The 23,499-nt window shown below is 43.1% G+C and carries 22 protein-coding genes; 8 read left to right on the forward strand and 14 right to left on the reverse strand.

Annotation, left to right across the window (positions count from 1 at the left end; translation table 11 throughout):
- Positions 1-29: 29 nt before the first annotated feature.
- The 5 genes from rpsT to ACTD55_RS12785 all read right to left on the reverse strand — a co-directional run bounded on the left by rpsT (position 30) and on the right by ACTD55_RS12785 (position 4,202).
- Positions 30-293 (reverse strand): 30S ribosomal protein S20, encoded by a 264-nt coding sequence (gene rpsT, locus ACTD55_RS12765; protein WP_416307941.1) that lies wholly within the window; start codon positions 291-293, stop codon positions 30-32.
- 173 nt (positions 294-466) lie between these two features.
- A complete protein-coding gene (locus tag ACTD55_RS12770) occupies positions 467-2,215 on the reverse strand; it encodes a TIGR03545 family protein (RefSeq protein WP_438864722.1) in 1,749 nt (582 codons plus the stop codon).
- A gap of 1 nt (position 2,216) precedes the next feature.
- Positions 2,217-2,720 (reverse strand): DUF2062 domain-containing protein, encoded by a 504-nt coding sequence (locus ACTD55_RS12775; protein WP_438864723.1) that lies wholly within the window; start codon positions 2,718-2,720, stop codon positions 2,217-2,219.
- Positions 2,721-2,775: 55 nt separating this feature from the next.
- Entirely contained in the window at positions 2,776-3,423 is a 648-nt protein-coding gene (locus tag ACTD55_RS12780) for a LysE family translocator (RefSeq protein ID WP_438864724.1), read from the reverse strand.
- 152 nt (positions 3,424-3,575) lie between these two features.
- Complete coding sequence (locus ACTD55_RS12785; RefSeq protein ID WP_438864725.1) at positions 3,576-4,202, reverse strand: TIGR04211 family SH3 domain-containing protein; 627 nt, start codon at positions 4,200-4,202, stop codon at positions 3,576-3,578.
- A gap of 256 nt (positions 4,203-4,458) precedes the next feature.
- Between ACTD55_RS12785 and ACTD55_RS12790 the strand changes: the two genes are divergently transcribed.
- Together ACTD55_RS12790 and ACTD55_RS12795 are read left to right on the forward strand one after the other, a co-directional pair.
- Positions 4,459-5,964: a CYTH and CHAD domain-containing protein gene (locus ACTD55_RS12790; protein WP_438864726.1), complete on the forward strand. Its 1,506-nt coding sequence runs from the start codon at positions 4,459-4,461 to the stop codon at positions 5,962-5,964.
- A gap of 48 nt (positions 5,965-6,012) precedes the next feature.
- The gene (locus tag ACTD55_RS12795; protein WP_438864727.1) at positions 6,013-7,410 is read left to right on the forward strand and encodes a M20/M25/M40 family metallo-hydrolase; all 1,398 of its coding nucleotides are present in this window, start codon (positions 6,013-6,015) and stop codon (positions 7,408-7,410) included.
- A gap of 36 nt (positions 7,411-7,446) precedes the next feature.
- On the opposite strand, the gene ACTD55_RS12800 is transcribed toward ACTD55_RS12795, so the two are convergent.
- The 3 genes from ACTD55_RS12800 to ACTD55_RS12810 all read right to left on the reverse strand — a co-directional run bounded on the left by ACTD55_RS12800 (position 7,447) and on the right by ACTD55_RS12810 (position 9,123).
- Entirely contained in the window at positions 7,447-7,671 is a 225-nt protein-coding gene (locus ACTD55_RS12800) for a hypothetical protein (protein WP_438864728.1), read from the reverse strand.
- A gap of 98 nt (positions 7,672-7,769) precedes the next feature.
- Positions 7,770-8,447 (reverse strand): DNA mismatch repair endonuclease MutH, encoded by a 678-nt coding sequence (mutH, locus tag ACTD55_RS12805; RefSeq protein WP_438864729.1) that lies wholly within the window; start codon positions 8,445-8,447, stop codon positions 7,770-7,772.
- A complete protein-coding gene (locus tag ACTD55_RS12810) occupies positions 8,431-9,123 on the reverse strand; it encodes a lysoplasmalogenase (protein WP_438864730.1) in 693 nt (230 codons plus the stop codon). The genes mutH and ACTD55_RS12810 overlap by 17 nt, the downstream gene beginning before the upstream one ends.
- A gap of 145 nt (positions 9,124-9,268) precedes the next feature.
- Here ACTD55_RS12810 and rppH point away from each other — a divergent pair, with 145 nt between their 5' ends.
- The 5 genes from rppH to ACTD55_RS12835 are packed head-to-tail and all read left to right on the forward strand — an operon-like array spanning position 9,269 to position 14,571.
- The gene (rppH, locus tag ACTD55_RS12815) at positions 9,269-9,802 is read left to right on the forward strand and encodes an RNA pyrophosphohydrolase (protein WP_438864731.1); all 534 of its coding nucleotides are present in this window, start codon (positions 9,269-9,271) and stop codon (positions 9,800-9,802) included.
- Positions 9,796-12,075 (forward strand): phosphoenolpyruvate--protein phosphotransferase, encoded by a 2,280-nt coding sequence (ptsP, locus tag ACTD55_RS12820; RefSeq protein ID WP_438864732.1) that lies wholly within the window; start codon positions 9,796-9,798, stop codon positions 12,073-12,075. The genes rppH and ptsP overlap by 7 nt, the downstream gene beginning before the upstream one ends.
- 39 nt (positions 12,076-12,114) lie before the next feature.
- Positions 12,115-12,915 carry a sulfite exporter TauE/SafE family protein gene (locus ACTD55_RS12825; RefSeq protein WP_438864801.1) on the forward strand — a complete coding sequence of 267 codons (801 nt, stop codon included), beginning with the start codon at positions 12,115-12,117 and terminating at the stop codon, positions 12,913-12,915.
- A gap of 7 nt (positions 12,916-12,922) precedes the next feature.
- Positions 12,923-13,723, forward strand: a complete 801-nt coding sequence (gene lgt / locus ACTD55_RS12830) for a prolipoprotein diacylglyceryl transferase (RefSeq protein ID WP_438864733.1) — start codon at positions 12,923-12,925, stop codon at positions 13,721-13,723.
- Entirely contained in the window at positions 13,720-14,571 is an 852-nt protein-coding gene (locus ACTD55_RS12835; RefSeq protein ID WP_438864734.1) for a thymidylate synthase, read from the forward strand. The genes lgt and ACTD55_RS12835 overlap by 4 nt, the downstream gene beginning before the upstream one ends.
- A gap of 12 nt (positions 14,572-14,583) precedes the next feature.
- Here ACTD55_RS12835 and ACTD55_RS12840 read toward each other — a convergent pair whose 3' ends face one another.
- The 4 genes from ACTD55_RS12840 to rapA all read right to left on the reverse strand — a co-directional run bounded on the left by ACTD55_RS12840 (position 14,584) and on the right by rapA (position 19,537).
- Positions 14,584-14,907 (reverse strand): hypothetical protein, encoded by a 324-nt coding sequence (locus ACTD55_RS12840; RefSeq protein ID WP_438864735.1) that lies wholly within the window; start codon positions 14,905-14,907, stop codon positions 14,584-14,586.
- Between the two features lie 219 nt (positions 14,908-15,126).
- The gene (locus tag ACTD55_RS12845) at positions 15,127-15,981 is read right to left on the reverse strand and encodes a DUF3530 family protein (protein WP_438864736.1); all 855 of its coding nucleotides are present in this window, start codon (positions 15,979-15,981) and stop codon (positions 15,127-15,129) included.
- Positions 15,982-16,043: 62 nt separating this feature from the next.
- A complete protein-coding gene (rluA, locus tag ACTD55_RS12850) occupies positions 16,044-16,703 on the reverse strand; it encodes a bifunctional tRNA pseudouridine(32) synthase/23S rRNA pseudouridine(746) synthase RluA (RefSeq protein WP_438864737.1) in 660 nt (219 codons plus the stop codon).
- The gene (gene rapA, locus ACTD55_RS12855) at positions 16,703-19,537 is read right to left on the reverse strand and encodes an RNA polymerase-associated protein RapA (protein WP_438864738.1); all 2,835 of its coding nucleotides are present in this window, start codon (positions 19,535-19,537) and stop codon (positions 16,703-16,705) included. The genes rluA and rapA overlap by 1 nt, the downstream gene beginning before the upstream one ends.
- 323 nt (positions 19,538-19,860) lie before the next feature.
- Here rapA and ACTD55_RS12860 point away from each other — a divergent pair, with 323 nt between their 5' ends.
- Entirely contained in the window at positions 19,861-21,258 is a 1,398-nt protein-coding gene (locus tag ACTD55_RS12860; protein ID WP_438864739.1) for a PhoH family protein, read from the forward strand.
- 62 nt (positions 21,259-21,320) lie between these two features.
- Here ACTD55_RS12860 and ACTD55_RS12865 read toward each other — a convergent pair whose 3' ends face one another.
- Both ACTD55_RS12865 and ACTD55_RS12870 read right to left on the reverse strand, forming a co-directional pair.
- Positions 21,321-22,364, reverse strand: a complete 1,044-nt coding sequence (locus ACTD55_RS12865) for a glycosyltransferase family 2 protein (RefSeq protein WP_438864740.1) — start codon at positions 22,362-22,364, stop codon at positions 21,321-21,323.
- Between the two features lie 112 nt (positions 22,365-22,476).
- A complete protein-coding gene (locus ACTD55_RS12870; protein ID WP_438864741.1) occupies positions 22,477-23,421 on the reverse strand; it encodes a hypothetical protein in 945 nt (314 codons plus the stop codon).
- Between the last annotated feature and the right edge of the window lie 78 nt (positions 23,422-23,499).

Below are 23,499 nucleotides of genomic sequence, written 5' to 3' on the forward strand. Positions count from 1 at the left end.
AGACGCTTTTTTGTGAAACATGATGATGCTTAGCCAATAGCTTTGATCTGAGCAGACAAACGACTCTTATGACGAGCAGCTTTGTTCTTATGGATCAAACCTTTGGTTGCATAGCGGTCAAGAATCGCTTGCACAGAAGAAAATGCTTCTTGTGCAGTTGCTTTATCACCGGCTTTGATAGCAGCAAGTACCTTTTTAAGGTAAGTACGCATCATTGAACGACGACTTGCATTGTGCTGGCGACGCTTTTCGGCTTGAATCGCACGTTTCTTAGCAGACTTGATGTTAGCCAAGGTAGAACTCCCAAAAAATTCTAGTCAAAATTGAAGGCGCGAAGTTTGCCTTCTTAGCCATCAGTTGTCAAATAATTTTATGCTGTATTGCTGAAAATATGCATGTTTTATACGAACCTCGGCAAGTTGATTCGCTGGATATAATTTCCATGATTGGCCTATTTTTTGTCGCGCTATTGGCCAAACAGTTTATCTTTTAGTTTGTCTTTCAATTGTTGTTTTTTCTTGTCCACCACATTATTGAGCTGCGAGCCAAGCATTTCCTCAATACCGTTTAAGTTGCCGTCGGCCAGTTTTTCCCAATCCAATAATTGGTTTAATTGGCTATTACTTTGCGCTAATGGACCATTAGCCTTGGCGTCGAGTTTTTGTTGCAGTTCATCCAACTTTTGTTTGGCTTTACCACTGACATTCGCGGTAAGTGATTTCGCTATCTGGTTATCCAAATCAGAGTCTAGTGCAAAATTGGGAGCGTTAATATTGCCGTCAATTTTGGCATTCATTTTTAGATTATTGAGTTGACGCAGGCTGTCGGCGATTATTTTGGTTAGTTTGTTTTCGCCTTCAGAGGTAATCACCAGATCAGCCAGATTGATACTGCCCATCCCATCTAACACATTATCTTTAATACTTAGTTTACCGCTACTAGCCAGCACTGCGCTGGTTAGCGTGCTGGTTAATTTGCCTTTTTCGGCCAGCGTTAACGAATTAAGTTTAACTCCTTGCAACGCCCAATCCTGATTGGCTTTTATGCCGGATGTAGCCAACCAGAAATCACCGTTTATAACTAAAGATTGCCACAGCGGGGTATTGGCTGAATCTACTTTAAAGGTGGTTGGCTGACCTAATTTATCATGGTCGTTGGTGATATTTTGCCACTGTGAGGTAAAGTCTTGTTGTTGCCAACTAATTGAAATATCGGCAGTTCGGATTAAAAAATCCGGTAACGGTTGAGTATCCGTAAATTCAATCCAGCGTCCATCAGTGCGTTGATGTTCTTGTTGTTGCTGTTTCTCACTGGCCAACATTGGAGCAACAAGATCATAGGCGGCAAATAAGGTTTCACTCCATTGTTTCGCCTGCTCACCGAAGACCGCTTGAGTGACATCACTGTATGCAGCGGCATCTCCGGCGACTAAGCCTTTGAGTAAATCATAATCTTGCCCTGGCGCGGCTTTTAATGCCGCCAACTTGGGAGTTAGATCCGATTTTGCCTTAACAACTTCATCTTTAAACGCCTTGACCTGTTGTTGATGTTGTTTTAATTCAGCTTTGATTTGATCGAACTTTTTCTTCGCGTTGGCTAACTGTACTGGATCTTTATAATCGGTGTCGGTTAGCGTCTTTATGCGGGTTTGATAATCTTTTAATACCGCTTTATCGGGTAAATTGGCATAGTGTTGTTGCAATGTTTCGCGGTGTTGTTGATAGGCGAGTTGGGCCTGCTCAATCGCTTGTGTTGTTTTAAGAGGGGATTTAGCCAAAATATCATCAACGCTGGGCAGCGTGGTAGCGTCAGGTAATGCCTGGTCGACGATGGATTGTTCTGGCTGACGATAAACTTCTCCTGCGTTTTCTCTTGGTTGATTAAATTTGACTCCAGTGGCAGTCAGTTGATCAATAATGATCTTATTCATCAACAATGGCATCAACTCAATATCAGCACTAATTGACGCAAGTTGTACACTATTTTGGGTTGGTTTTTCCGGGTCGGTCAGCTGAATATTATTAACGGTTAATCCTAGTGGCGAAAAGCGGTGGCTGACACTACCTACATTGACTTCCGCGCCGGTAGCTGTTGAGGCGCTGCCTTCGATTGCCATTTTTATCCAGTTATCGAGAAAAATCAGTGTAATTGCCAGTATGAGGCCAATGATCACAATAAAAGCGACTAATCCCTGCCAACGAATTATTTTACTCATCTTAGCCTCCGATAGTTAGATACAGTTGATACAGCTTACTGGCTTTAAAGGCTTGCATAATTTTAAGCTTATTGACCCATGCCATAATGCGTTGTCGATATTGCACTACAATATGGCGGCTCAGGAAAAGCACGATGGGTGATAGTAAAAGGCTCACCAAAAATCCACCCATGGTTAAGGTGTGATTGAATTGACTTAGCTGCCCCAGGCTTGAGTTAAATAACGTGATCCAGGTATCTTGCCAACTTGCTGCCGTTAATACCTCTTCACCTACGCTGTTCATTAAGGGATCAAATAACCAGGCGATGCCGGAGAAAAGGACAAAACTAGCCAAAAAGCTGGCCAGATTAATGCGCAGGAATAATACAACAAATAAAATAATCATATTGTGCAAACGCAGTAATGGTGTGAGTCCAATAACCATGCCCAAGGTAATAGCAATGGCAATTTGCCAAGGACTAGCCTCAGAATTGAGTACTTTTAAAAATTTAGCCAGTAAATTCACCTGATTACTCCTGAGTCAACATGCAATGATTGATGAATAATATAGACGCCCGCGATTAACTTTTGGTGTGCCCGAGTATTTCTTCCAGACCGAGATAACTGCCTAAACTGACTAAAATCGAGCCTGATACTTTATCCTGCCAATAGCTAAACATTGGATGTTGTGACAACCAATTCCCCAACGCTCCGCTTAATATGGCGACCATTAAATCACAGCATAACGCGATTAGCGCATAGAGCACACCCAATTGAATTAACTGGGTTGTAACGGATCCCGCATCGGTTGTAACAAACTGAGGTAGGAAGGCAATAAAAAACAAGGCAGTTTTAGGATTGGTTAATTCAACAATAATACTTTGTCTAAAAAGGGGCTTAAAACCAAGAGGTGAATCAGTTGTGACCGAGTCAGCAGTATGCGTGGATGAACGTAAATATGTGATGCCTAAAAAAATTAAATATCCGGCCCCGGCGAGTTTTATTAAGGTATAGGCGACAGGAGAATATTTAAAAAGTGTAGCGATGCCCAGCGCGGTCGCAATAACATAAATAAAAGAGCCTACAGCAAGGCCGGCAGCAGCTGAAATCCCAGCTTTTCTACCTTGATTGATGCTGCGTGCCATGATGTATAGATTCGAGGGGCCGGGAGACAAACTCAATAGTAATGCCGCTAAGCCAAATGTGACGATAGTATCTGCAGAAAGCATAACGAACTCCGTTGAAAATAATATCACTAGACTAATCAGTCGTAGTGGGATTTTCCAGTCGTATAATGGTCGATATGTAGTATGTGCTTTACTGGGAAAAAGGCCGGTTAAAAATAACATCAACACCCGGCACAGAGCCGGGCAGAAGATTATTACATCCAGTTATCGCTGCGACGTTTTCTTTTGGGAATATAGGTCATAATGACACCCAAAATAATACCGGCTAACGCTATCATTCCACCCCGGGTAAACCATTCCTTTTGCGAAGACTGATCTTGATCGTCTTTTTGTTCGCGCAATAAGGTATAGGTATCGTTTAACGTGTCATAACGCTGTTGGAGTTGCTTATTACTCAATGATAATTCAGCAATCTGCTGGTTTAGTTCTTGATTCAACTGCTCAGCGCGTGTCAGTTCATCATTATTTTGGCTTAATTTTTCACGCAGTTCAGGCAATATCTCTCGCATACTCCGTTGGTTAACTACATTCTGATCTTCAATCCAGCCAGTGCGTTGTTTATCGTCGATGATTTCAACAAAGCCTTTTTCCCGATTTTGTTCTAACAGGGTAATTTTTGTTCCCGCTTCTATAGTGCCAAGAATACGAAATTCGCGGCCGGGACCGGCATGCATAAAAACAGTTAGGTTATCGCGGATATAGCGTACGTCAGTGCTGTCGTCACTGGGTTCATTTGAAGTGGTATTGGATGGTTCTGTTTGTAGTGCCAATGCGACACTACTCGTTAGACACATCATCAGAATGATAACTCTGCTTAGCATATTGAATTTTTGACCTCGTTTGAATTAAATCAGATGGTAGGGCGAGCGATACCGAAAGGCAAGTCTAACCACAGTGCTCATCCTCGATATTTTTATAATACAGAGTCTTAGACGATATTGTAGGGGAATAATCGATAAAATTATTGTCTGTGTTCACCGCTGGTTAAACCTTGTGCATCATCGAATAGTCATTGCGCGTTGTCTAGCATCAGGGTAAGGTGTGCTTTTCATCGTTAAAAATGTATTAAAATCAAGCATGGACACAGAAATAGAACTAAAATTATTAGTTCCCGCTGATGCAAACACTATTCTCGAAGACCAATTTTTTCCCTCTTTAAATGCCCAAGTGGCGCGATCCTGTTTTAATTTATTCAATTGTTATTACGACACTGCGGATAATGATTTCCGTAACATGGATATGGGGTTGCGGGTGCGTGGACGTGATGGTTGTTACGAACAAACCATCAAAACTGCCGGTTCTTCGGTGGGAGGATTACATCAAAGACCGGAATATAATGTTGATATTACAGGTAATAATCCGGACTTGAGTTTATTTGATCCACAGATTTGGCCTGAGCAAACCGATATTGAAAAACTTCAACAACAGATTCAGATTATTTTTACCACTGTCTTTGAGCGCAACGCTTATTTAATTGATTTCAGTAATGGTGATCAGGTTGAGATGGTGTTCGATGCAGGACAAATTGAAGCACAAGAACACAGTCTACCTATTTGTGAAATCGAATTGGAACTCAAACAAGGGGATCCCAATCGTTTATTTGAACTGGCTCAGCAATTAACCGAATTTTTGCCATTCCGTTTTGGAATTCAGAGTAAGGCTGCTCGGGGATATATGCTAGCCAAAGGACAAGAATTGTCCCCATTGGAGCAATCTGGCTGCGTTAAACTGGATGAGCAGGATAATCTTGAAAACGCGTTTATCAAAGCGGTCAGCTATGTTTTGCAATGGTGGCAACATCATGAGCAATGTTATTTAGCCAATGAAGACGAGCAGGCATTAGATGGTATTTTGACTGGATTAAGAATGCTCAATCGTTTATTGAATATTTATCATTCCGTGCTGACGTTACCGCAGTTTGATCGTTTGTCGGCACAATTAGCTCAGCTGATTCAGCAGTGGTCATGGGTTGAAGAACTTAACGCGTTGCGCGTGTTACGTTCTGAACGTGGTGCATTTCGCAAAAAACTAGATAAAAGTGCAGACTTATTAAGTTATCTGGACGGGCGGTCACAAGGGATTCTTATCAGTCATCAACCGGATACCTTGATCCGTTCAACATCGACTATCAGCATACAATTAGTGTTGAACCAAATTATCTTAAATAAACCTTGGCGGTTAGCCGGTGAGCAATGGCAAAGACCTATAGAAGATTTTGCGCGCGACTCATTAACTGAAAGCTTGCAACAGGTAAGTGAGCTAATGGCAGGTGATGAACCGTTTAGTATGGAGCAGTATCAACGTACCGAATCCAGTTTGCGGGATGTATTGTTCAACGGGGTGTTTTTGGCCGATATGTTCTCTGCATCAGGGCGTGAACAATTTCGTGCACCTTGGTTGGATATTCTTGATGGTATTGAAGAGTTGTATATTATTCAAACCTTACAAACCGAACTAAAACACAGTGATGTAGAACAAAAACATGAATTGTTGGAATGGAGTATGGATAAAGTGCAGCGCGTTTTGGATGTAATGGAACAGAGTCGGCATGCGGCTTTGACTATTCAGCCTTATTGGCAGTAACGCACGGTAATCATATTAATCGTTCCACTATCTATAAGTGAGTCGATCATGAAAAAATATGTTGTCTTGGCATTGTTATCGGTTGTTTCGTTTATTGCCCAATCTGCCGATGTTCCCCAAACGGTACATGCTAAAAAAGCACTTGAAATATATCGGCATATAATTGCTATTCCTACTGTTGCTGGGCGAGGAAATGTCCCCAAATTGGCTGCTTATTTAGCTTCTGAGTTTCGTCTGGCGGGTTTTCCTGAAGAAGATATTCATATTTTACCTAATGGTGAAACCGCAGCGTTGGTGGTGTATTACCGTGGTGACGGTTCCGCGGGTAAAAGGCCGATTTTATTGCTGGGACACATGGATGTAGTCGAAGCCTTAGATAAAGACTGGCAGAGACCTCCCTTTGAATTAACTCAGGATGACAAATATTTTTATGGTCGAGGCAGTATTGATAATAAGCTGGGGGTCACGATGCTCAGCTCTACGTTTATTCGCCTTAAAAATGAAGGTTTTGTCCCTAGCCGCGATCTGATTATTGCTTTTTCTGGTGATGAAGAAACCGGTATGTTGACCACGCGGCAACTCGTGCAACCGGAACTGGGTTTGATTAATGCTGAATATGCCCTTAATTCTGATGCCGGTGGTGGTGACTTGACTAAGGACGGTAAGCCACTGGCCTACTTGGTGCAAGCGGCAGAAAAGACCTACGTAAGCTTTACTTTAACTGCGACTAACCGAGGTGGGCATAGTTCGCGACCGCGGCCGGATAATGCGATTTACGATTTGGCTAACGCGTTAACCAACATTCAACAATACCAGTTTCCGGTCATGTTTAGTGATATGACGCTCAATTTTTTTCGTACCACCGGACAGCAATTAGGTGGGGAGTTAGGTCAAGCAATGTTGCAATTTGCCGAGGATCCGCAAAATAAAGCGGCCTCTGATCGATTAGCTCAGGAATCCTCCTATATTGGGACAACCCGCACAACATGTGTCCCTACCATGATTAGTGGTGGCCATGCCGAAAATGCCTTGCCCCAGTCGGTCAGTGTTGTGGTTAATTGCCGAATTTTTCCCGGCGTCAGTGTCAATGAAGTAGAAAAAGCGCTGCAACAAGTCGTGGCTAACGACAATATTCAATTTGAGGTGATGGGGGCGCCCGTCGAGAGTCCTATTTCAGAACTGCGTGATGATGTCATGCGTGCCGTCAGTCATGCCGTGCATCAACGTTATCCTGATGTTGCCGTGATGGGCTATATGGAATCTGGTGGGACTGACGGAATGCATTTTCGGGCTAAAGGCGTGCCCACATGGGGAATTTCCAGTATTTTTATGGATCCTGATGAAATGTATGCCCACGGTTTAAATGAGCGATTACCTATCAAGGCTTTTTATGATGGGCTCGATCATTGGTCGGTTATTTTAAAAGAACTGGCAGGGCATCAATAACGCTGATTAACATCATGACCGTGAGATTTTGATGACCTAACGAATTGAAATCTCATGGCCTGCGTAGCGGGATGCAAGATCGTCCAAATCACTGGCGGTGCGATCAAAGCCCGTATCAGCATAGGAATATGAGACGAGTATTTTCTCAGGCGTATTAAATAGCTTGGCCTGAAGATGATCAATTGGCGATGAGCGCAACGCATTTAAAAAACGATTTGCTGCTTGAGAAGAATCGAATGCAAAGGCAATTTGAGTTTTCATAATAAATCCACATCTAAACCTAAGTTTATAAAGCTAAATGAGTATTGGATGGGCGCGCATAGTGACATAACTCAAACATAGATCAAACGATTTTCACATTAACCGGAAAACAGGTTGTTCAGGATCTCGGCGGTAAAGTTTTTCTTAAGATAAAAGCCCCGTGGACGGGTTTTAATGAAGCTGCCATTTACACCTATTGCATCGGTTAGGGCTTTTCCATTAGCCGCTTTGGGACGTAATTGCAGTACTTCGCCATGTCGGGCAGTGATAGTGTCTATTTTGCCTAAGGCAATCATTTCCATCAATTCTTCCCAATCTTGTTGTAATTGTCGTAACTGGATGGCGTTGGGATGCCATAAAAAGGCATAGCCTACTCGTCGTTGATGAGGAGGAATATCTCGACAACCTTCAATTGGCACCCAGAGTACTTGAGACAACTTGTTGCGAATATTACTTTGCTCCCAATTCATGCCGTTAATTCCGGTTAGATGGGCGTAACACACATAAGTGGTTTCGAGTGGTTGGCCTTGTTGATCAATAGGAATGGTTTTAAGTTCTACCCCTAATTCAGGAAAATCCTGTTCAGGTTTGGAGCCTGCTTCGGCTCCCAGCCATAACTCCAGTAATTGTCCACTCCAGCCTTTATGGCGGCGAAAATTGTCCGGCACTTGAATATTAGCCATTGTCGCCAAATCACCCAAACTGAGACCGGCCAATTGTTGGGCTCGCTGTAATAATTCGTCAACTGAATGGGGCGGATTAATGGGCGGTTGCAAAACGTGCAGTTTCCCTTTGTTTCAAAGACATCGTGATGCAAGCCTTCACAATGCACCATTGGGCTAAATAATAGCTGCCCATTACCAGTAAACTTTCATAGGGTAATACTGAAATAAATTTGTTCCACGCAATTAAACCGTCGGAAATGACAAAACTGCCGGCCCCTGCAATGAGTAGCTTATGGTTAGTGGGGGTATTATCTGCAATGGCGCATATCGCCATCAGTGCCATCAAGGTGATAACTGATATGTAGAGTAATACTGGAATGGTTAAATCCCCTAACATGGGGAGTAGCTTATTTAACAACACGGCGACACTAATTAGTAATAGTAAAACCAGCGGTAGTAAATGATGTCGCCACGCAAAATAACGTGAAAAATTGCCCAGATAAAATAGATGGGCGATTAAAAACGCGCCTAAGCCATACATAAAACCGTTGGCCAGCGGTAAGGCCAGCAATATATCACCACAGGCAGAAAACAAGACAGCGGACACTAATAATATTCTGCCAATACCGGTCATGGTCACATACCCCCATGCTGCTAATATCAGAATGGGGCTCGCCTTATGCAAAAAAGCGAAGGGGTAAGGTAACCAGATTAGACCGACAAGATAACTAGCCGCGAGCAGCATATATAGGCGTGACCAGGCGTGGAATGATAATTTACTTAACATGTTTTCCCCAAGTTAATTAGGTGGTCATTATCGATAAACCCGCTTGTGATTGCTAGTTACATTTTAGGTGCTAATTCTCGCTGGAAAGGGTTCCCGTTCTGTGGAACAATGATGAACAAAGAAAATTGAGTGCCCTGGAGTCTAAGTGATTGATGCTGAAGGATTCCGCGCGAATGTTGGGATAGTAATTTGTAATCGCCAAGGACAGGTTTTTTGGGCAAAGCGCTATGGACAACATTCATGGCAGTTTCCACAAGGCGGAATTGATCAAGGTGAAACTGCAGAACAAACCATGTTTCGTGAACTGAATGAGGAAGTCGGACTAAAACCAGAAGATGTCGATATTCTTGCTGTTAGCAAGAACTGGGTCAGATATAAATTACCTAAACGTTTAATCCGCAAAGGCTCCAATCCTGTTTGTATTGGCCAAAAGCAACGCTGGTTTTTGTTGCAGTTAAAATGTGCCGATGAAGATGTGGATGTGTTGCATACTAATCATCCTGAATTTGATGGGTGGCGTTGGGTCAGTTATTGGTATCCCGTGCGTAATGTGGTGTCTTTTAAGCGAGATGTTTATCGACGGGTAATGAAAGAGTTTTCCGCTTTTGCCATGCCAGCCCAGAATCGGACTCGACAACATTCCGGTAACTCAAAGAGACGACGCAAAAGCTCATGTTAACGACCTTGAAACGTATCGTACAGGAAGTGAATCAGGTCATCGATTTTGATGATGCCCTGTCGCTTCTTGCGTTACGTCTTAAGCAGGCGACTAACGCAGATTGCTGTTCAATTTATTTAGCCAACTATGAACAACAGAATTTTCATTTAAAAGCGACAGAAGGCTTGTCTAAAAGCGCTATTGGCAAAGTGACAATAGGCTTTTCGGAAGGCCTTATTGGACTGATTGGTCAACGTGAAGAACCGATTAATATTGATGATGCCCGCGCTCACCCCCGTTTTAAACATTATCCCGAGGTAAAAGAAGAAAAGTATCATGCCTTTATGGGGACACCCATCATTCATCAGCGCAAAGTGCTTGGTGTTATTACCTTACAACAAATAGAACGTCGCCATTTCAGTGAAGAGGAAGAAGCCTTTTTAGTTACTCTTGCTGCTCAAATCGCACTTGAAATAGTTCATGCACAGGCTCGTGGAGCTTTGGACTTAAGCGATGCAACTCAACGTAATAAATGGCAATCGACTCTGCATGGGGTGCCAGGTTCAGAAGGCATTGCAATTGGCACCGGTTATGTCGCCAATCGTATCAGTACACTTGCCAATCAGGCGTTAAAACAGGTAAATAATCCAGCTGAAGAACGGGCTCTTTACCGTGACGCGGTGGCCATGACTCGGCTTGAAGTGCAGGATATGTCCGATCGGATGCAAAGTACGTTGCCCGAAGATGTTCATGCTATTTTCGATATGTATTTGCACTTGCTTGATGCCAATAGTCTAGGGCACGAAGTTGAGCAGAAAATTGATGCTGGCTGGAGTGCCATTTCTGGCTTGAAAATGGTGGTAGAACAATATGTTCAAACTTTCCAGAACATGAACGACAGCTATATGCGAGAACGAGCTGTTGATGTGGAAGATTTGGGTAATAAAATTCTGGGACAAATGTTGCAATCACAAGAGTCAGAGCAACGTTTACCCGAGCGCACTATTCTTATTGCCGAAGAAATATCGGCCTCAATGTTGGCAGAATACCCACCTCAATCGCTGATTGGGATTGTATCGATGCGAGGTTCTCAAAACTCCCATGCCGCTATCATGGCCAGAGCGATGGGGTTACCGTCGGTAATGGGGTTAACTGATGTACCCGTTTCAATGTTGAGTGATCAGCACTTAATATTGGATGGTTATTCTGGCGAGATTATTGTTTCACCTGAAGCCAATATTCTGGCCGAATATCAACAACTAGCCAATGAAGAATTAGAGTTATTTGAGCATTTACAAGGATTGTCAGACTTACCCTGTGTCAGTAAAGATGCATGTGAGGTAAAGCTGTTGATTAATGCCGGCTTATCGGTTGAGCTGGAAAATACCCATAGTTCAGATGATGACGGTGTAGGATTGTACCGTACCGAAGTACCATTCATGATGCGTGAACGCTTTCCTTCTGAAAAAGAGCAAATTGAACTTTACCGCAGCATGTTAATGGTGGATACCAGTAAAAAAATCACCATGCGAACATTGGATGTGGGAGGGGATAAACCATTACCTTATTTACCCATCAATGAAGAAAATCCATTTTTGGGCTGGCGAGGGATCCGTTTAACACTGGATCATCCCGAAATATTCCTGGTGCAGGTGCGCGCGATGCTCAAGGCCAGTCTTGGTTTGAGCAATCTTAAGATCATGCTGCCAATGATTACGTCGGTAAATGAAGTGGACGAAGCTTTACGTCTTATTCGACAGGCGTTTTTTGAGGTGTCAGAAGAATCACATTTGTCCGGTGAAGTGTTATCGATGCCACAAATTGGCGTGATGCTAGAAGTACCCGCGGTGCTTTATCAAATCCCGCAACTGGCTAGTCGTGTCGATTTTTTCTCGATAGGGAGTAATGACTTAACCCAGTATTTATTGGCAGTTGATAGAAACAATCCGCGTGTGTCCGATTTATATGACAGTTATCATCCAGCGGTATTAAGGGCACTTAAATTTATTATTGATCAAGCGAATCAATTAAATAAACCGGTGACATTATGTGGCGAAATGGCAGGTGAGCCCGGAGGAGCATTGTTATTGCTTGGAATGGGATATCGCAATTTGAGTATGAACCGGCACAATTTGTTGAAGGTCAAGTGGGTGATTCGTTCAATTGGCACATCAGAGGCTGAAGCCTTGCTCGAAGAAGTGTTAAATATGTCAACACCACAGGAAGTGCGAGAAGCACTTAACCTCAAACTAGAAACGCTAGGTTTAGGTGGACTGGTTAGAGCCGGCAAGTAACCTCAACCAGAGTATGTTAATAATGAAATTGAAGTGATGTTGGACAGTTTAATTAATTTGTTTATCCTTTGCGCGTTACTGGGTTCTGTCGTCGGTGTGCTGGCTGGATTGTTAGGGATTGGTGGGGGATTGCTTATTGTGCCAGCATTGATCTACCTGTTACCGCAATATTTGAGTATTTCACAAGCGGTGCTGATGCCAATGGCGATAGCCACGTCCTTATCTACCATTATTCTTACCGCATCGTCTTCCGCCTTAGCCCATTACCGCATGGGGCAAGTTAAACGTAATATTATGTTGTGGGTTAGTATTGGTATTGCTGTTGGAGCTTTACTTGGCGCGACCGTGACCACCCATTTACCTGCCGTATGGTTAAAAAACAGCTTTGGCGTTGTGGTGTTAGTCATTGCGCTGCAAATGGCGTTTTATGCGCATAAGCAATCTTCATCAACCCACACCCCATCTAAATTAGTTGCGATCGGTGGAGTAACAGGGATTATTTCAGCCATTATGGGGATTGGTGGCGGGGCTATTTTAGTGCCTTCATTGGTGTGGTATCAGGTCAATATGACTGCCGCGATAGGCTGTGCAGCATTAAGTGGTTTTGTCATCGCAATATTTGGTTCTCTAGGGTATATTGTGCACGGCTTGGGGCATCCTGATTTACCCGCTTGGTCATTAGGTTATATCTATCTTCCAGCAACATTGGCAATTGCTTCTACTTCGGTTTTTACCGCCAGAATAGGAGTTAAATTAGCCTATAAGCTACCAACTAAAAAATTAAAAAAATTCTTTGCTGTATTTCTGTTAATCATAGGAATACGGATGATATTGGGGTAATTCTGCTATGCAACACTATATGACATTTCCTGCGATTGATCCGATTATCGTTGAGCTTGGGCCTATTAGCCTTAGATGGTACGGATTAATGTATTTGGTGGGATTTGTTGCCGCCTGGTTTTTGGCCAAAAAACGTTTATCGACCACACCCTGGACGGAAGAACAATTGAGTGATTTATTGTTCTATGGATTTTTAGGGGTGATATTGGGAGGTAGAATTGGTTATGTGCTGTTTTATCAGTTCAGTCATTTTATTGAAGATCCAATCTATCTATTTAAGATTTGGACTGGTGGCATGTCTTTTCATGGTGGATTACTTGGTGTTATCACGGCCATGGCACTCTATGCCCGCAAGATAAAAGCGCCTTTTTTTCAAGTCGCAGACTTTATTGCACCGCTAATTCCGATTGGCCTCGGCGCTGGGCGAATTGGTAATTTTATTAATGCCGAGTTATGGGGCCGTACTACCGATGTGCCCTGGGCAATTATCTTCCCCAATGCAGGGCCACTGCCACGCCATCCCTCGCAGTTGTATGAATTTTTACTTGAAGGTGTCGTGCTATTTAGTTTGTTGTGGTGGTTTTCATCTAAACCACGCAAGAAAGGGGCGGTTGCTGGATTATTTTTATTAGCTTACGGATGTTTTAGAGTCTTTATTGAATTTTTCCGTGAGCCAGATGTACAAATGCAAGGGATCTACGACAACATTCTGACTCAAGGACAGATGTTATCGGTACCAATGATTTTGTTTGGTCTGTTTTTATTATTGCGTAAAGCCCCTGTTATCAGTCACAAGGAGCAAGCGTGAAACAATATTTAGCACTGTGCCAACGTATTATTGATACTGGCCATTGGGTTGAGAATAAACGCACCGGTTACCGTTGCCTCACGGTTATTAACGCGGATCTGGAATACGATGTGGCTAATAATCAGTTTCCGTTAATTACTACGCGTAAAAGTTATTACAAAGCAGCTATCGCAGAGTTGTTAGGTTATTTGCGCGGTTACAATAGTGCCGAGCAATTTCGGGCGATAGGCTGCAATACCTGGAATGCCAATGCCAATGAAAATGAAGCATGGCTGAATAACCCCAATCGTCAAGGTGAAGATGATATGGGGCGAGTGTATGGTGTGCAGGGGCGAGCATGGCAAAAGCCGGACGGCTCTCATCTTGACCAGTTAAAAAAGGTGGTGGATAACCTGTCCAGAGGAATTGATGATCGGGGGGAAATCGTTACCTTTTACAATCCAGGAGAGTTTGAATTAGGCTGTTTACGCCCTTGTATGCATACCCACACATTTTCGTTATTGGGTGATACGCTGTATTTGACCAGCTATCAACGCTCCTGTGATGTACCGTTGGGATTAAATTTCAATCAAATTCAAGTGTTTGTGTTATTAGCATTGATGGCGCAAATTACCGGGCATAAAGCGGGTAAGGCATACCACAAAATAGTTAATGCACATATTTATGAAAATCAGCTTGAATTAATGCGCGATGTTCAGCTAAAAAGAAAGCCTTTCCCTTCACCCCGGCTAACTATTAATCCCGATATCAAGTCGTTGAACGATATTGAGACATGGGTAACTACTGATGATTTCAAGCTTGAGGGATATCAATATCATGAAGCGATTAAATATCCGTTTGCGGTATAAGCCGATAATGAATTAGGGGCGGATGCCGACACAGTCCAGCGGGTATTGCCCTTCACCTTCCAGATAATCCAGACAGGTTTCCAACTCGCTGCGCAGATAAGGATCCTGCATTAATTTTTGTGCTGACCAATAATGTGTTTGATGCAGGACATGCCAAAACACTCTTTCTTTTTGGCTGTAGGGGCTATCGGGATTGGGTTTAACCTGCATCCATTCCTCTAACGTATCCCAAAAATACAGGTCAAGTTCAGTGTAGGGAATGCGTTGCTCCCAAAAGGCTCTAACAAAGTAAGCCAATTGACTGGCTTTAAGGTTAATAAAATTTTTGACTGTCACAACTTGTCATTCTCACTTGATTATTGAGTTAGGGTACATTTGTCTCCGGCAAATTTATCAAGAGCCTGTAACATGACTGACTCATTTTTGTAGTATAGCTGGCATAATTAATTTGTCGCTGATCTGCGCCGAACTGAAAGGTATCAATTTGTAATTGAAGAAATTAAAGTGGTTTTTAAATAAAAGCGCTTACATAAATATATAGAATATTGCCGGTTATCACCAGCCCATTGACTTTACCCAGCCAATTATTTCGCCAGCCACATAAGCATATTGTTGGCGAGCTCCTGTCGCCAGTCCCGCAATTTCGCGTTGCCGATAGTGGACTTTAAACGCTTTTCCGGCAGCAATTCTGCGTTCTTTGTTGGTACTTTTTATCCAATTGTTGTCATGTTGTGAGAACACATCCAATACGGCGGTACCACTACTGGCAAGATAGTTGCCAACCTGATTATTAAGTGTCGCTTGAGGCCAGTAGGGACCGAGAGCCACGAGTCCGTCAGGTCTTTGCAGACTTTCTTCTGAGTACATTTTGGCTAACCATGCAGCAGCCGTTCCTCGCGCAACAACGAGTTTAAAGCCAGGATATTGCTTGGCGTTTGCCATGACACTTTGCATTTGTTGTTGCAAATGCTGTTCGACTTGATCAAATGTGGTTTGATTAATAAAAGCACCAGTATTAATTAATTGAATGACATTTTGTCGTTGATCTTCGGTGAGTTCGCTATTGGGGAAATTATCTAATATTTGAGTTTCCGGGGCCGCGAGGATCAAGGTGATCCATCCCACTGCATTGAGTTTTTGGCTTAATCCCAACAGGCTCCTATCCGGAGACTGGCTCAGGTCACTAACGATAACAGCCACCCCCTTTACTGACGGAGTGTCGGCCATATGCTTAACCACTGCAAACTGCAATTCACCTGCATTTAACAGGTCTAAATCCTGATTGGGATATTCACGTTGTGCATCGAGCAAATATTGACTTTCAGGTGCTATTTCCGCGCGGACGATCATGCTGGCTAAAATGCTTAGCAGAGCAAGTAGATGGGTAAATGATGGCGATTTTATTTGCATATTCCTTTATCGGAAATGGGAGGACTAAGTTGAGTATTAATCGACGTTTTATGCTGGTGAGTTTAATCAAAAGGACATGGAGTGCAAAAAATCATTGTTTTTTCGCTTACAGGATGATGAATGGTTAATTGTTGGGCATGTAATTGTAAACGTTCGGCCATGCTCAAAGCTTCAGGATGAGCATATAAGCGATCACCCAAAATAGGGTGTCCTAAACTGAGCATATGCACGCGCAGTTGATGAGATCGACCGGTAATCGGAGTCAGCTCCAACAACGATGAATGCGCAGTGACACTAACCACTTTCCACAAGGTTTGTGAGGGCTTGCCACGTTCATGATCCACCATCTGTTTGGGGCGGTTGGGCCAGTCACAAATCAATGGCAAGTCCACCATGCCACTATCTTGTGCTGGTTGACCGAAGACCCGGGCATAATAGACTTTGCTGGTTTGGCGAGTTTCAAACTGTCTGGACAAGTGGCGATGAGCCGCTTTATTCATCGCCATGACCATGATACCTGAAGTCGCCATATCCAAACGATGCACAATGGTAGCAGTGGGAAATACGCGCTGCACTCTATATTGTAAACAATCCTGATGTTCAGCGGCTTTACCCGGCACACTCAACAAGCCACTGGGTTTATCCAATATCAGAATATCCTCATCTTGATAGACAATATTGAGATAAGGTTCCATTGGAGGCTGGTAATTAAGTAAGGCCATTAGTGAGTGTTTACCACCAGTCGTAATGCTTCAAACTCTACTTCGGCATGGTCAATTATCTTGGCCAATTGTTGCATTTGCATGGATAAATGTTCTATTTCTTCATCCCGAATACTGGGGTTGACGCTTTGTAACGTGCGCAAACGCTGTAGTTCTTCGCCTAATAAGGATTCCATACGTTGCAAACTTTGCTGCCTTTGTTGTTCCCCTTGCTGTTGGGCTATCTGCTCAAGTTGATCCAGCCCCAACTCAACTTTATCACTGAGTGCACTAATCAGTTGATTTGCGATTTTACGATTGACTTTATTGAGGTAATCAAAACTATGCTGCGTTTGTTGCCCCTTAGGATCCACGCAAATACGAATCGGTGTAGGAGGCAGAAAACGTTGTAATTGCAATTGCTTAGGGGCTTTGGCAGATAAAATAAATACCGCTTCTAACCAGAAAAAACCGACCGGAATGTCTGGATCTTTGTAAAGTGCAATGCTGGCTTTACCTTTAACATCGGTTAATACGGTGTCCTGAGCATGTTGCACCATGGGGTGATCCCAGCTTAAAAACTGTAATTGCTCAAACTGTAGCGCCGCTTGGCGTTCATACGTAACCATCGTACCTTCTTCATCCAGCCCCGGCAGACTGTGATGCATGGCTTCTGAAGGACGCAATAGATAACTGCTTTCGTCATTTTCTTCTTGCACTACACCGATGGTGTCAAACAAGTAAGTCATGAACTTTTCTAAATTAACCGATTGATCTGATTGATAAATGGTATCAATAAACGTATCAATACTGCCTTTGCCGGAGGAGTTGAGTTCCAGCAATTTATCCCGCCCCTGTTCAAGTTGTAACTTAAACTCTCGATGCAAAGCGGCGGTTTGGTTAATCAATGCAAAGCTTAGGGCCTCATCTTGCGGTGTCAGCATGGCAGCTTGCAGTTGAGTTTTTACTTGCTGATAAACAGCGTTGCCAGTGGGGCAGGTATGCTCAAACGCATCCAACCCCTGATGATACCAGTCGAGTAATACTTGCTGTGCAGAGTGCTCAAAATATGGAACATGAATTTGAATGTCGGCTTGCTGACCGATCCGGTCCAGTCGGCCAATGCGTTGTTCCAGTAAATCCGGAACCAATGGCAAATCAAATAGCACCAAATGATGGGCAAACTGGAAGTTACGTCCTTCACTACCAATTTCGCTACAAATTAGCACTTGTGCACCGTCTTCCTGTTGAGCGAAATAGGCAGCGGCTTTATCTCGTTCAACGATGCTCATGCCTTCATGAAAGACGGATGAACGGATACCGGACTGGATACGCACCGCTTCTGAAAGCGCTAAGGCAGTCCCTGCGCTGGCACAAATTGTCAGGATCTTTTTGCCTTTATGCTCTTTAAGTTGGTCGATAAACCACGCTACCCGAGGATCAAACTCCACCCAGCTTTCCACCATATCCCCATGACGCTCTGGCGCGACTAATAAACTGAGGTTTTGTTGAGTGGCTAATTCAGCATATTGTGTGGGCAAACCGAGCGGGTAACAATTAAGCTGCCGAACCGGAAAACCGCTAATGCCAGAGCGGGCATTACGAAACAGTAAACGGCCGGTGCCGTGGCAATCGAGCAGGTGAGCAATGAGACGATTGCATTGTTCGCTATTACTGGCGTCAAGCTGTTCTAAAAGTTGTGGCTCGCTACGCATAAATGGCGCAATTGCATTTTTTTGCTGGCTGTTTAAGGCCTGTCCGTCTGGCGCCTGTCTATCCAATAGGGGGGCAATCGCATCGGCTAGTTCAGCATAATGTTGTTCTTGTTCGACGAATTGCTGGTAATCATGAAAACGGTCGGCATCAAGTAAACGTAATCGGGCAAAATGACTGTGATGGCCTAGTTGTTCTGGCGTGGCGGTGAGTAATAATACCCCTTTGGTTTGCTGCGCCAGCTGCTCAATAGCTTGATACTCAATCGACGCTTCTTCAGGCGACCATTGCAAGTGATGAGCCTCATCGACCACCATTAAATCCCAATCACAAGCTTGGGCTTGTTGCAGATAATCTTCGTTTTCAGTTAATAAATCCAGACTGCACAGGACTAATTGTTCAGATTCAAATGGATTACCGCCTTCCTCAGCCAAGGACTGACAGCGTTCGGCATCAAAAATGGCAAAGGCCAAATTGACCCGACGTAACATTTCTACTAACCATTGATGGACCAAGCTGGAAGGCACCACAATTAACACTCGGCTGGCACGGCCACTGAGTAATTGCTGATGAATGATTAATGCCGCTTCAATGGTTTTACCTAATCCTACTTCGTCGGCTAACAAAACACGTGGAGCGTAACGCTGGCCCACCTGACGGGCAATGTGCAACTGATGGGGAATTAAATCTACTCGTGCGCCCACAAAACCCAATAACGGCGAAGTAAGGTGTTGATACTGCTGTTGCCAGCATTCATAGCGTAAATCAAACCATTTGGGACTATCAAATTGTCCATTCAGAAGTCGTTTATGCGGTTGATTCAATTGCATTTTATGATCGACAAAAGTTTCAATTAACGCGGCACTTTGTTGGGTATCCTGACGCACCCCATGATAGGTTAACTGGCCTTGTTTTTCGGTGACTTTGTCAATCCGCATTTGCCAGCATTCATGGCTGGTGACCATCTCATTGGCTTCTAAAGCCAGGCGGGTCAAGGGGGCCGTTTGTGTGGCGTAAACTCGGGTTTCGCCGGTCGCGGGGAATAAAATAGTCACCTGTCGATGATTTACATCAATGACTGTGCCTAAACCTAAATCAGTTTCTGTATCGCTTAACCAACGTTGACCGGGAGAAAATAACATAATGACCCTCTTAAAATTTGGAGGCGGATTATACCTAAACCTTTTTAGAATGCGAGTTTCAACCATCTGTAATGGGACACATTTAACAGTGCGTGACATTATTCTTGGAGTGAGTGGAAATGAAAATTGCGTTAATTTTATACCGCGATTTATCGATGTTGGTGCTAATCAATAAAAGTTGGTGATTGTGCAACAAAAGTGTTTTAAGGTGTGCTTGAACCATGCTGAAAACACTGACCAATTATTTTCAGGTGATTGATTCGTTTTAGCCTGTAAGTAACTGGCCTGTTATCAGAGTTATATAACATCAGCCGGAGTTGCTAATGCCCAAAAAAGTCGTCAGTGAAAGCAAAATCTATGTTCTAGACACCAATATCCTGCTCCACGAACCTTTCGCATTTTTATCCTTCAAAGAAAACGATGTTATTGTACCGATGACGGTACTGGAGGAACTGGATTACATCAAAGACAGTAAAAAAGATGTATCCAGAGATGCTCGAGTCTCAATTCGAGCCATGGAAGATACGTTGCACAACGCCACCCCGGAAGAAATCGTCGCGGGAGTTTCACTTAAAGGATTAGGTTCCGGTGATGCCGCACCCACCGGACGTTTATCGATATTTGCCGATTACAACCTTACTGAAACCCAAAGCGTATTTACCAGTAATGAAAACGATAACCGCATTATTAATGCGGCGTTGCATTTACAGGCTAATCGCCTGGATCAACAAGTGGTACTGGTGACTAAAGACATCAATATGCGTCTTAAGGCGAAGGGAGCCGGGATGGTGCATGTGGAAGACTATCGCACCGACCAACTGATTTCTGATATTAAATATTTGTGTAAAGGTTTCCATCATTTTGAAGGGGATTTTTGGCAAAAGGTTAAGTCGGTTGATAGTCGGACCGAAGGGCGTGACACGATCCACACCATCGATAAATCGGTATTACCTGAAGCTTATATTAATGAATTTTTGATTGATGACAGTCAGCATTTTGCCGGTATTGTCGAGTCTGCCACTAACGATTCCCTAGAAGTACTCGATTTGGGCTATGAACGAATGATGGGCCGCAATGCCTGGGGGATTTCACCGAAAAATATAGGTCAGGCGATGGCATTGCATTCACTGCTTGATCCGCATATTGATTTGGTGATTTTAACCGGTCCTGCGGGCAGTGGTAAAACCTTATTAGCATTGGCTGCGGCGTTGGAAATGTCTATCGAGCAAAAAATGTATGACAAGATTATCGTCACTCGCAGTACACCAGAAATTGCCGAGTCCATCGGCTTTTTGCCCGGCACCGAAGAAGAAAAGATGGCACCGTGGCTGGCAGCGATTACCGATTCACTGGAAGTACTACACAAGCATGATGAAAACTCTCATAGCTCCATGAGCTACATCATGGAAAAGGCTAATATTCAGTTTAAATCGATAAACTTTATGCGTGGACGCAGTATTCAAAATGCCGTGGTATTGTTGGACGAATGCCAGAATCTCACCGCTTCACAACTGAAAACTATCATCACCCGTTGTGGGCAGGGGACTAAGTTAGTTTGTAGTGGTAACTTGGCTCAAATCGACAGTAATTATCTAAGTCCGGTAACGTCAGGTTTAACCTATCTGGTGGAGAAATTTAAAGACTTCTCCGGCAGTGCCACGATTAATCTGGATGGTGTCGTGCGTAGCCGCCTTGCCGAATATGCCGAGGTGAATTTGTAACTGTGTGGCATTAATTTATTGGCATCGGCCATTATGATTAATGGCCGATACTATCAATACCTTTAGTCCACAGATTGTGACAATCTGTTTTTAAAAAGCAAATAGGCTTCGGTGACATCTGGCAACGTAATATTGGTTAATATTCTTGCCAATGTATCTGCTTCTTCAAGATTGGCTTTAGCAATCATTTTTACTACGTGTTTTCGATTTAAACGGACGGAACGTCTAGCTTTTTTTAGTTCTTCGTCATCGATCAAGTGACTAAAAAATAGATTTCTCTGCTGGTCATATTGAGCAAAATATTCATCATCAATAGGGATAACTTCTTCTGTCTGGCGTTTATAAAACCCCCAACGATTATCTTTAAAACAGGATTGAAATTCTTGGGTATGCAGTGGCCTACCCCTATTCAATAATGCGATATATTCCGGTTGACTGCGATAGGCACGATGTAAAATAAAATAGTCCTTTACAGGAGTAGATAATTCTTCCGGGGCGACTTTTGAGAACTCGTTTTTGGTAAATTTAACTGGTTGGCCATTGGCAAGTTTGTAGACTGCATTTTTAATATAAAGATTGTGAGGGTTAATATCTTTAGAAGATAAACCACTTCTCACGATGGATTTGATGCTTTGTGCTCGATGACCTCTGATGGGATTGGTAACCGGCGGTAAAAACCATGCATGTTCATTCATACGCATCAGCCATTCGAAACAAATTATATCAGCATTAATCCGCTCTACACACTCGTGAACTGATTGGTTGAATTGTCTCGGTATCCAAAATTCATCAATATCCAAGAACATGACGTGAGTGAAGCCTTGCTTATTACTTTCCGCCAAGGCTTTTTTGTATATTTCTGCCTGTGGAGCGGTCCCTTTAACAGTAAAAAAAGAGTTTCCATCTAATAAGGTTACCGGGTATGTTTTAACCACGTTTTGTAGAATCGCTAAACTATTGTCGCTAGTGTTATTAATATAAATATCGATATGGTCAAAACCAAAATAATGATGGTGAAAAATCCAGTCTGGTAAGTAGGCTGCTTCATCCTTTGCAATGGCGACGAGTTTTATTTTGGTATCTTTTATATGACTAGGAGCAAGCACATTTTTCCCTTGATACAGTTAGAAGTTTAAATACATTCATACTTTTGGAAATACAGTTCAAATTTGCGCAGACCTTATTCGTTACCTGTTTTATGGTCAAGAAGAATAGACACTAAAATTTAATCGGTTCAAACTGCTGCTGATTATTTCCTATGTCCCGTTTACTTTGATCGGATATTTCACCGAGTTCGAATAAAGCCGGGCCGGTTGGTTCCAAGTAAAAGTAGGCAATTTGGTCATGCATAAATACAGACTCTTCTTTTTTATGTTTAAAACTAACTCCCAATAGTGCATGTTCCGGTAAGAAGATAAATACCATTGGCATATCTGGATAAAGTCCGTGTAGCAGAGCGGCAGTCAAGACGGCTTTGCTGTCGCAATCTCCTTTATTGTCGACCAGTAGTTTATTGGGGGGCGAAAAACCGCTGCCATTGGAGTTAAGCCGATCTTCCAATAGGTCATAAGGAATGGATTGTACCCAACTTAATACCAGTTCGATGGTTTTACGTCTGTCAGGGGAATCCTCTGATAGTTGTCTAAAACTGGCTATTAAAGGCGCGAGTAAGTCTTGGCTTTGCCGGGCAAATTTTACGTGGTCAGGTTTAATGCCGGTTTCACCCATGGCATTTTCAAATTCAATATAGTAATTGTCAGCCAAATATTGTTCAAAACTGCTGCGTTGTAATTGTTGGAATTGCTTTTGCCATTTGGGAATGCTTTTGGGGTGACGAGAGCGAATCGATACGCTGATTTTGTTGGCGTTTTGTTTCACTTTAATATCGGCCTCTCGCGCATCAATCTGACTGGCTTGTTTGCGCATCGCCATCACGCTATATCGATTAGCAATTTCGGGGCGATAGAGTTTGAAGGTGCGAAAAGCATCAAAAAACTGCGTTTTATCAAACGACACATCCAGTTGGTGTTGTTTCTCGGCGCGATCCTGCCAAACATAATGAAATTCGATGGTGTTGTCTTTTTCAAGACGAGAAAAAGCCAACTGTTTGGCATGGCAAGGGAATAGGGTTAAGCAAAGGATGACGAGGTAATATTTGCTCATTTTTGCCCGTATGTTGCGAAGGTGTATGCAGTATAGATAAAGTGACATCAATAAAAAAGCCAGCATCACGCTGGCTTA

The sequence above is a fragment of the Neptunicella sp. genome (genome assembly GCF_048268085.1).
GTDB lineage: Bacteria > Pseudomonadota > Gammaproteobacteria > Enterobacterales > Alteromonadaceae > Neptunicella.

What these genes read in the sequence shown, in the direction of transcription:
- ACTD55_RS12790 (WP_438864726.1), top strand. Translation starts at nt 4,459, where the DNA reads ATGGACACAGAAATAGAACTAAAATTATTAGTTCCCGCTGATGCAAAC.
- ACTD55_RS12770 (WP_438864722.1), bottom strand. Translation starts at nt 2,215, where the DNA reads ATGAGTAAAATAATTCGTTGGCAGGGATTAGTCGCTTTTATTGTGATC.
- ACTD55_RS12810 (WP_438864730.1), bottom strand. Translation starts at nt 9,123, where the DNA reads ATGTTAAGTAAATTATCATTCCACGCCTGGTCACGCCTATATATGCTG.
- ptsP (WP_438864732.1), top strand. Translation starts at nt 9,796, where the DNA reads ATGTTAACGACCTTGAAACGTATCGTACAGGAAGTGAATCAGGTCATC.
- ACTD55_RS12780 (WP_438864724.1), bottom strand. Translation starts at nt 3,423, where the DNA reads ATGCTTTCTGCAGATACTATCGTCACATTTGGCTTAGCGGCATTACTA.
- rapA (WP_438864738.1), bottom strand. Translation starts at nt 19,537, where the DNA reads ATGTTATTTTCTCCCGGTCAACGTTGGTTAAGCGATACAGAAACTGAT.
- ACTD55_RS12870 (WP_438864741.1), bottom strand. Translation starts at nt 23,421, where the DNA reads ATGAGCAAATATTACCTCGTCATCCTTTGCTTAACCCTATTCCCTTGC.
- ACTD55_RS12785 (WP_438864725.1), bottom strand. Translation starts at nt 4,202, where the DNA reads ATGCTAAGCAGAGTTATCATTCTGATGATGTGTCTAACGAGTAGTGTC.
- ACTD55_RS12800 (WP_438864728.1), bottom strand. Translation starts at nt 7,671, where the DNA reads ATGAAAACTCAAATTGCCTTTGCATTCGATTCTTCTCAAGCAGCAAAT.
- ACTD55_RS12845 (WP_438864736.1), bottom strand. Translation starts at nt 15,981, where the DNA reads ATGCAAATAAAATCGCCATCATTTACCCATCTACTTGCTCTGCTAAGC.
- ACTD55_RS12860 (WP_438864739.1), top strand. Translation starts at nt 19,861, where the DNA reads ATGCCCAAAAAAGTCGTCAGTGAAAGCAAAATCTATGTTCTAGACACC.
- rluA (WP_438864737.1), bottom strand. Translation starts at nt 16,703, where the DNA reads ATGGCCTTACTTAATTACCAGCCTCCAATGGAACCTTATCTCAATATT.
- ACTD55_RS12795 (WP_438864727.1), top strand. Translation starts at nt 6,013, where the DNA reads ATGAAAAAATATGTTGTCTTGGCATTGTTATCGGTTGTTTCGTTTATT.
- lgt (WP_438864733.1), top strand. Translation starts at nt 12,923, where the DNA reads ATGCAACACTATATGACATTTCCTGCGATTGATCCGATTATCGTTGAG.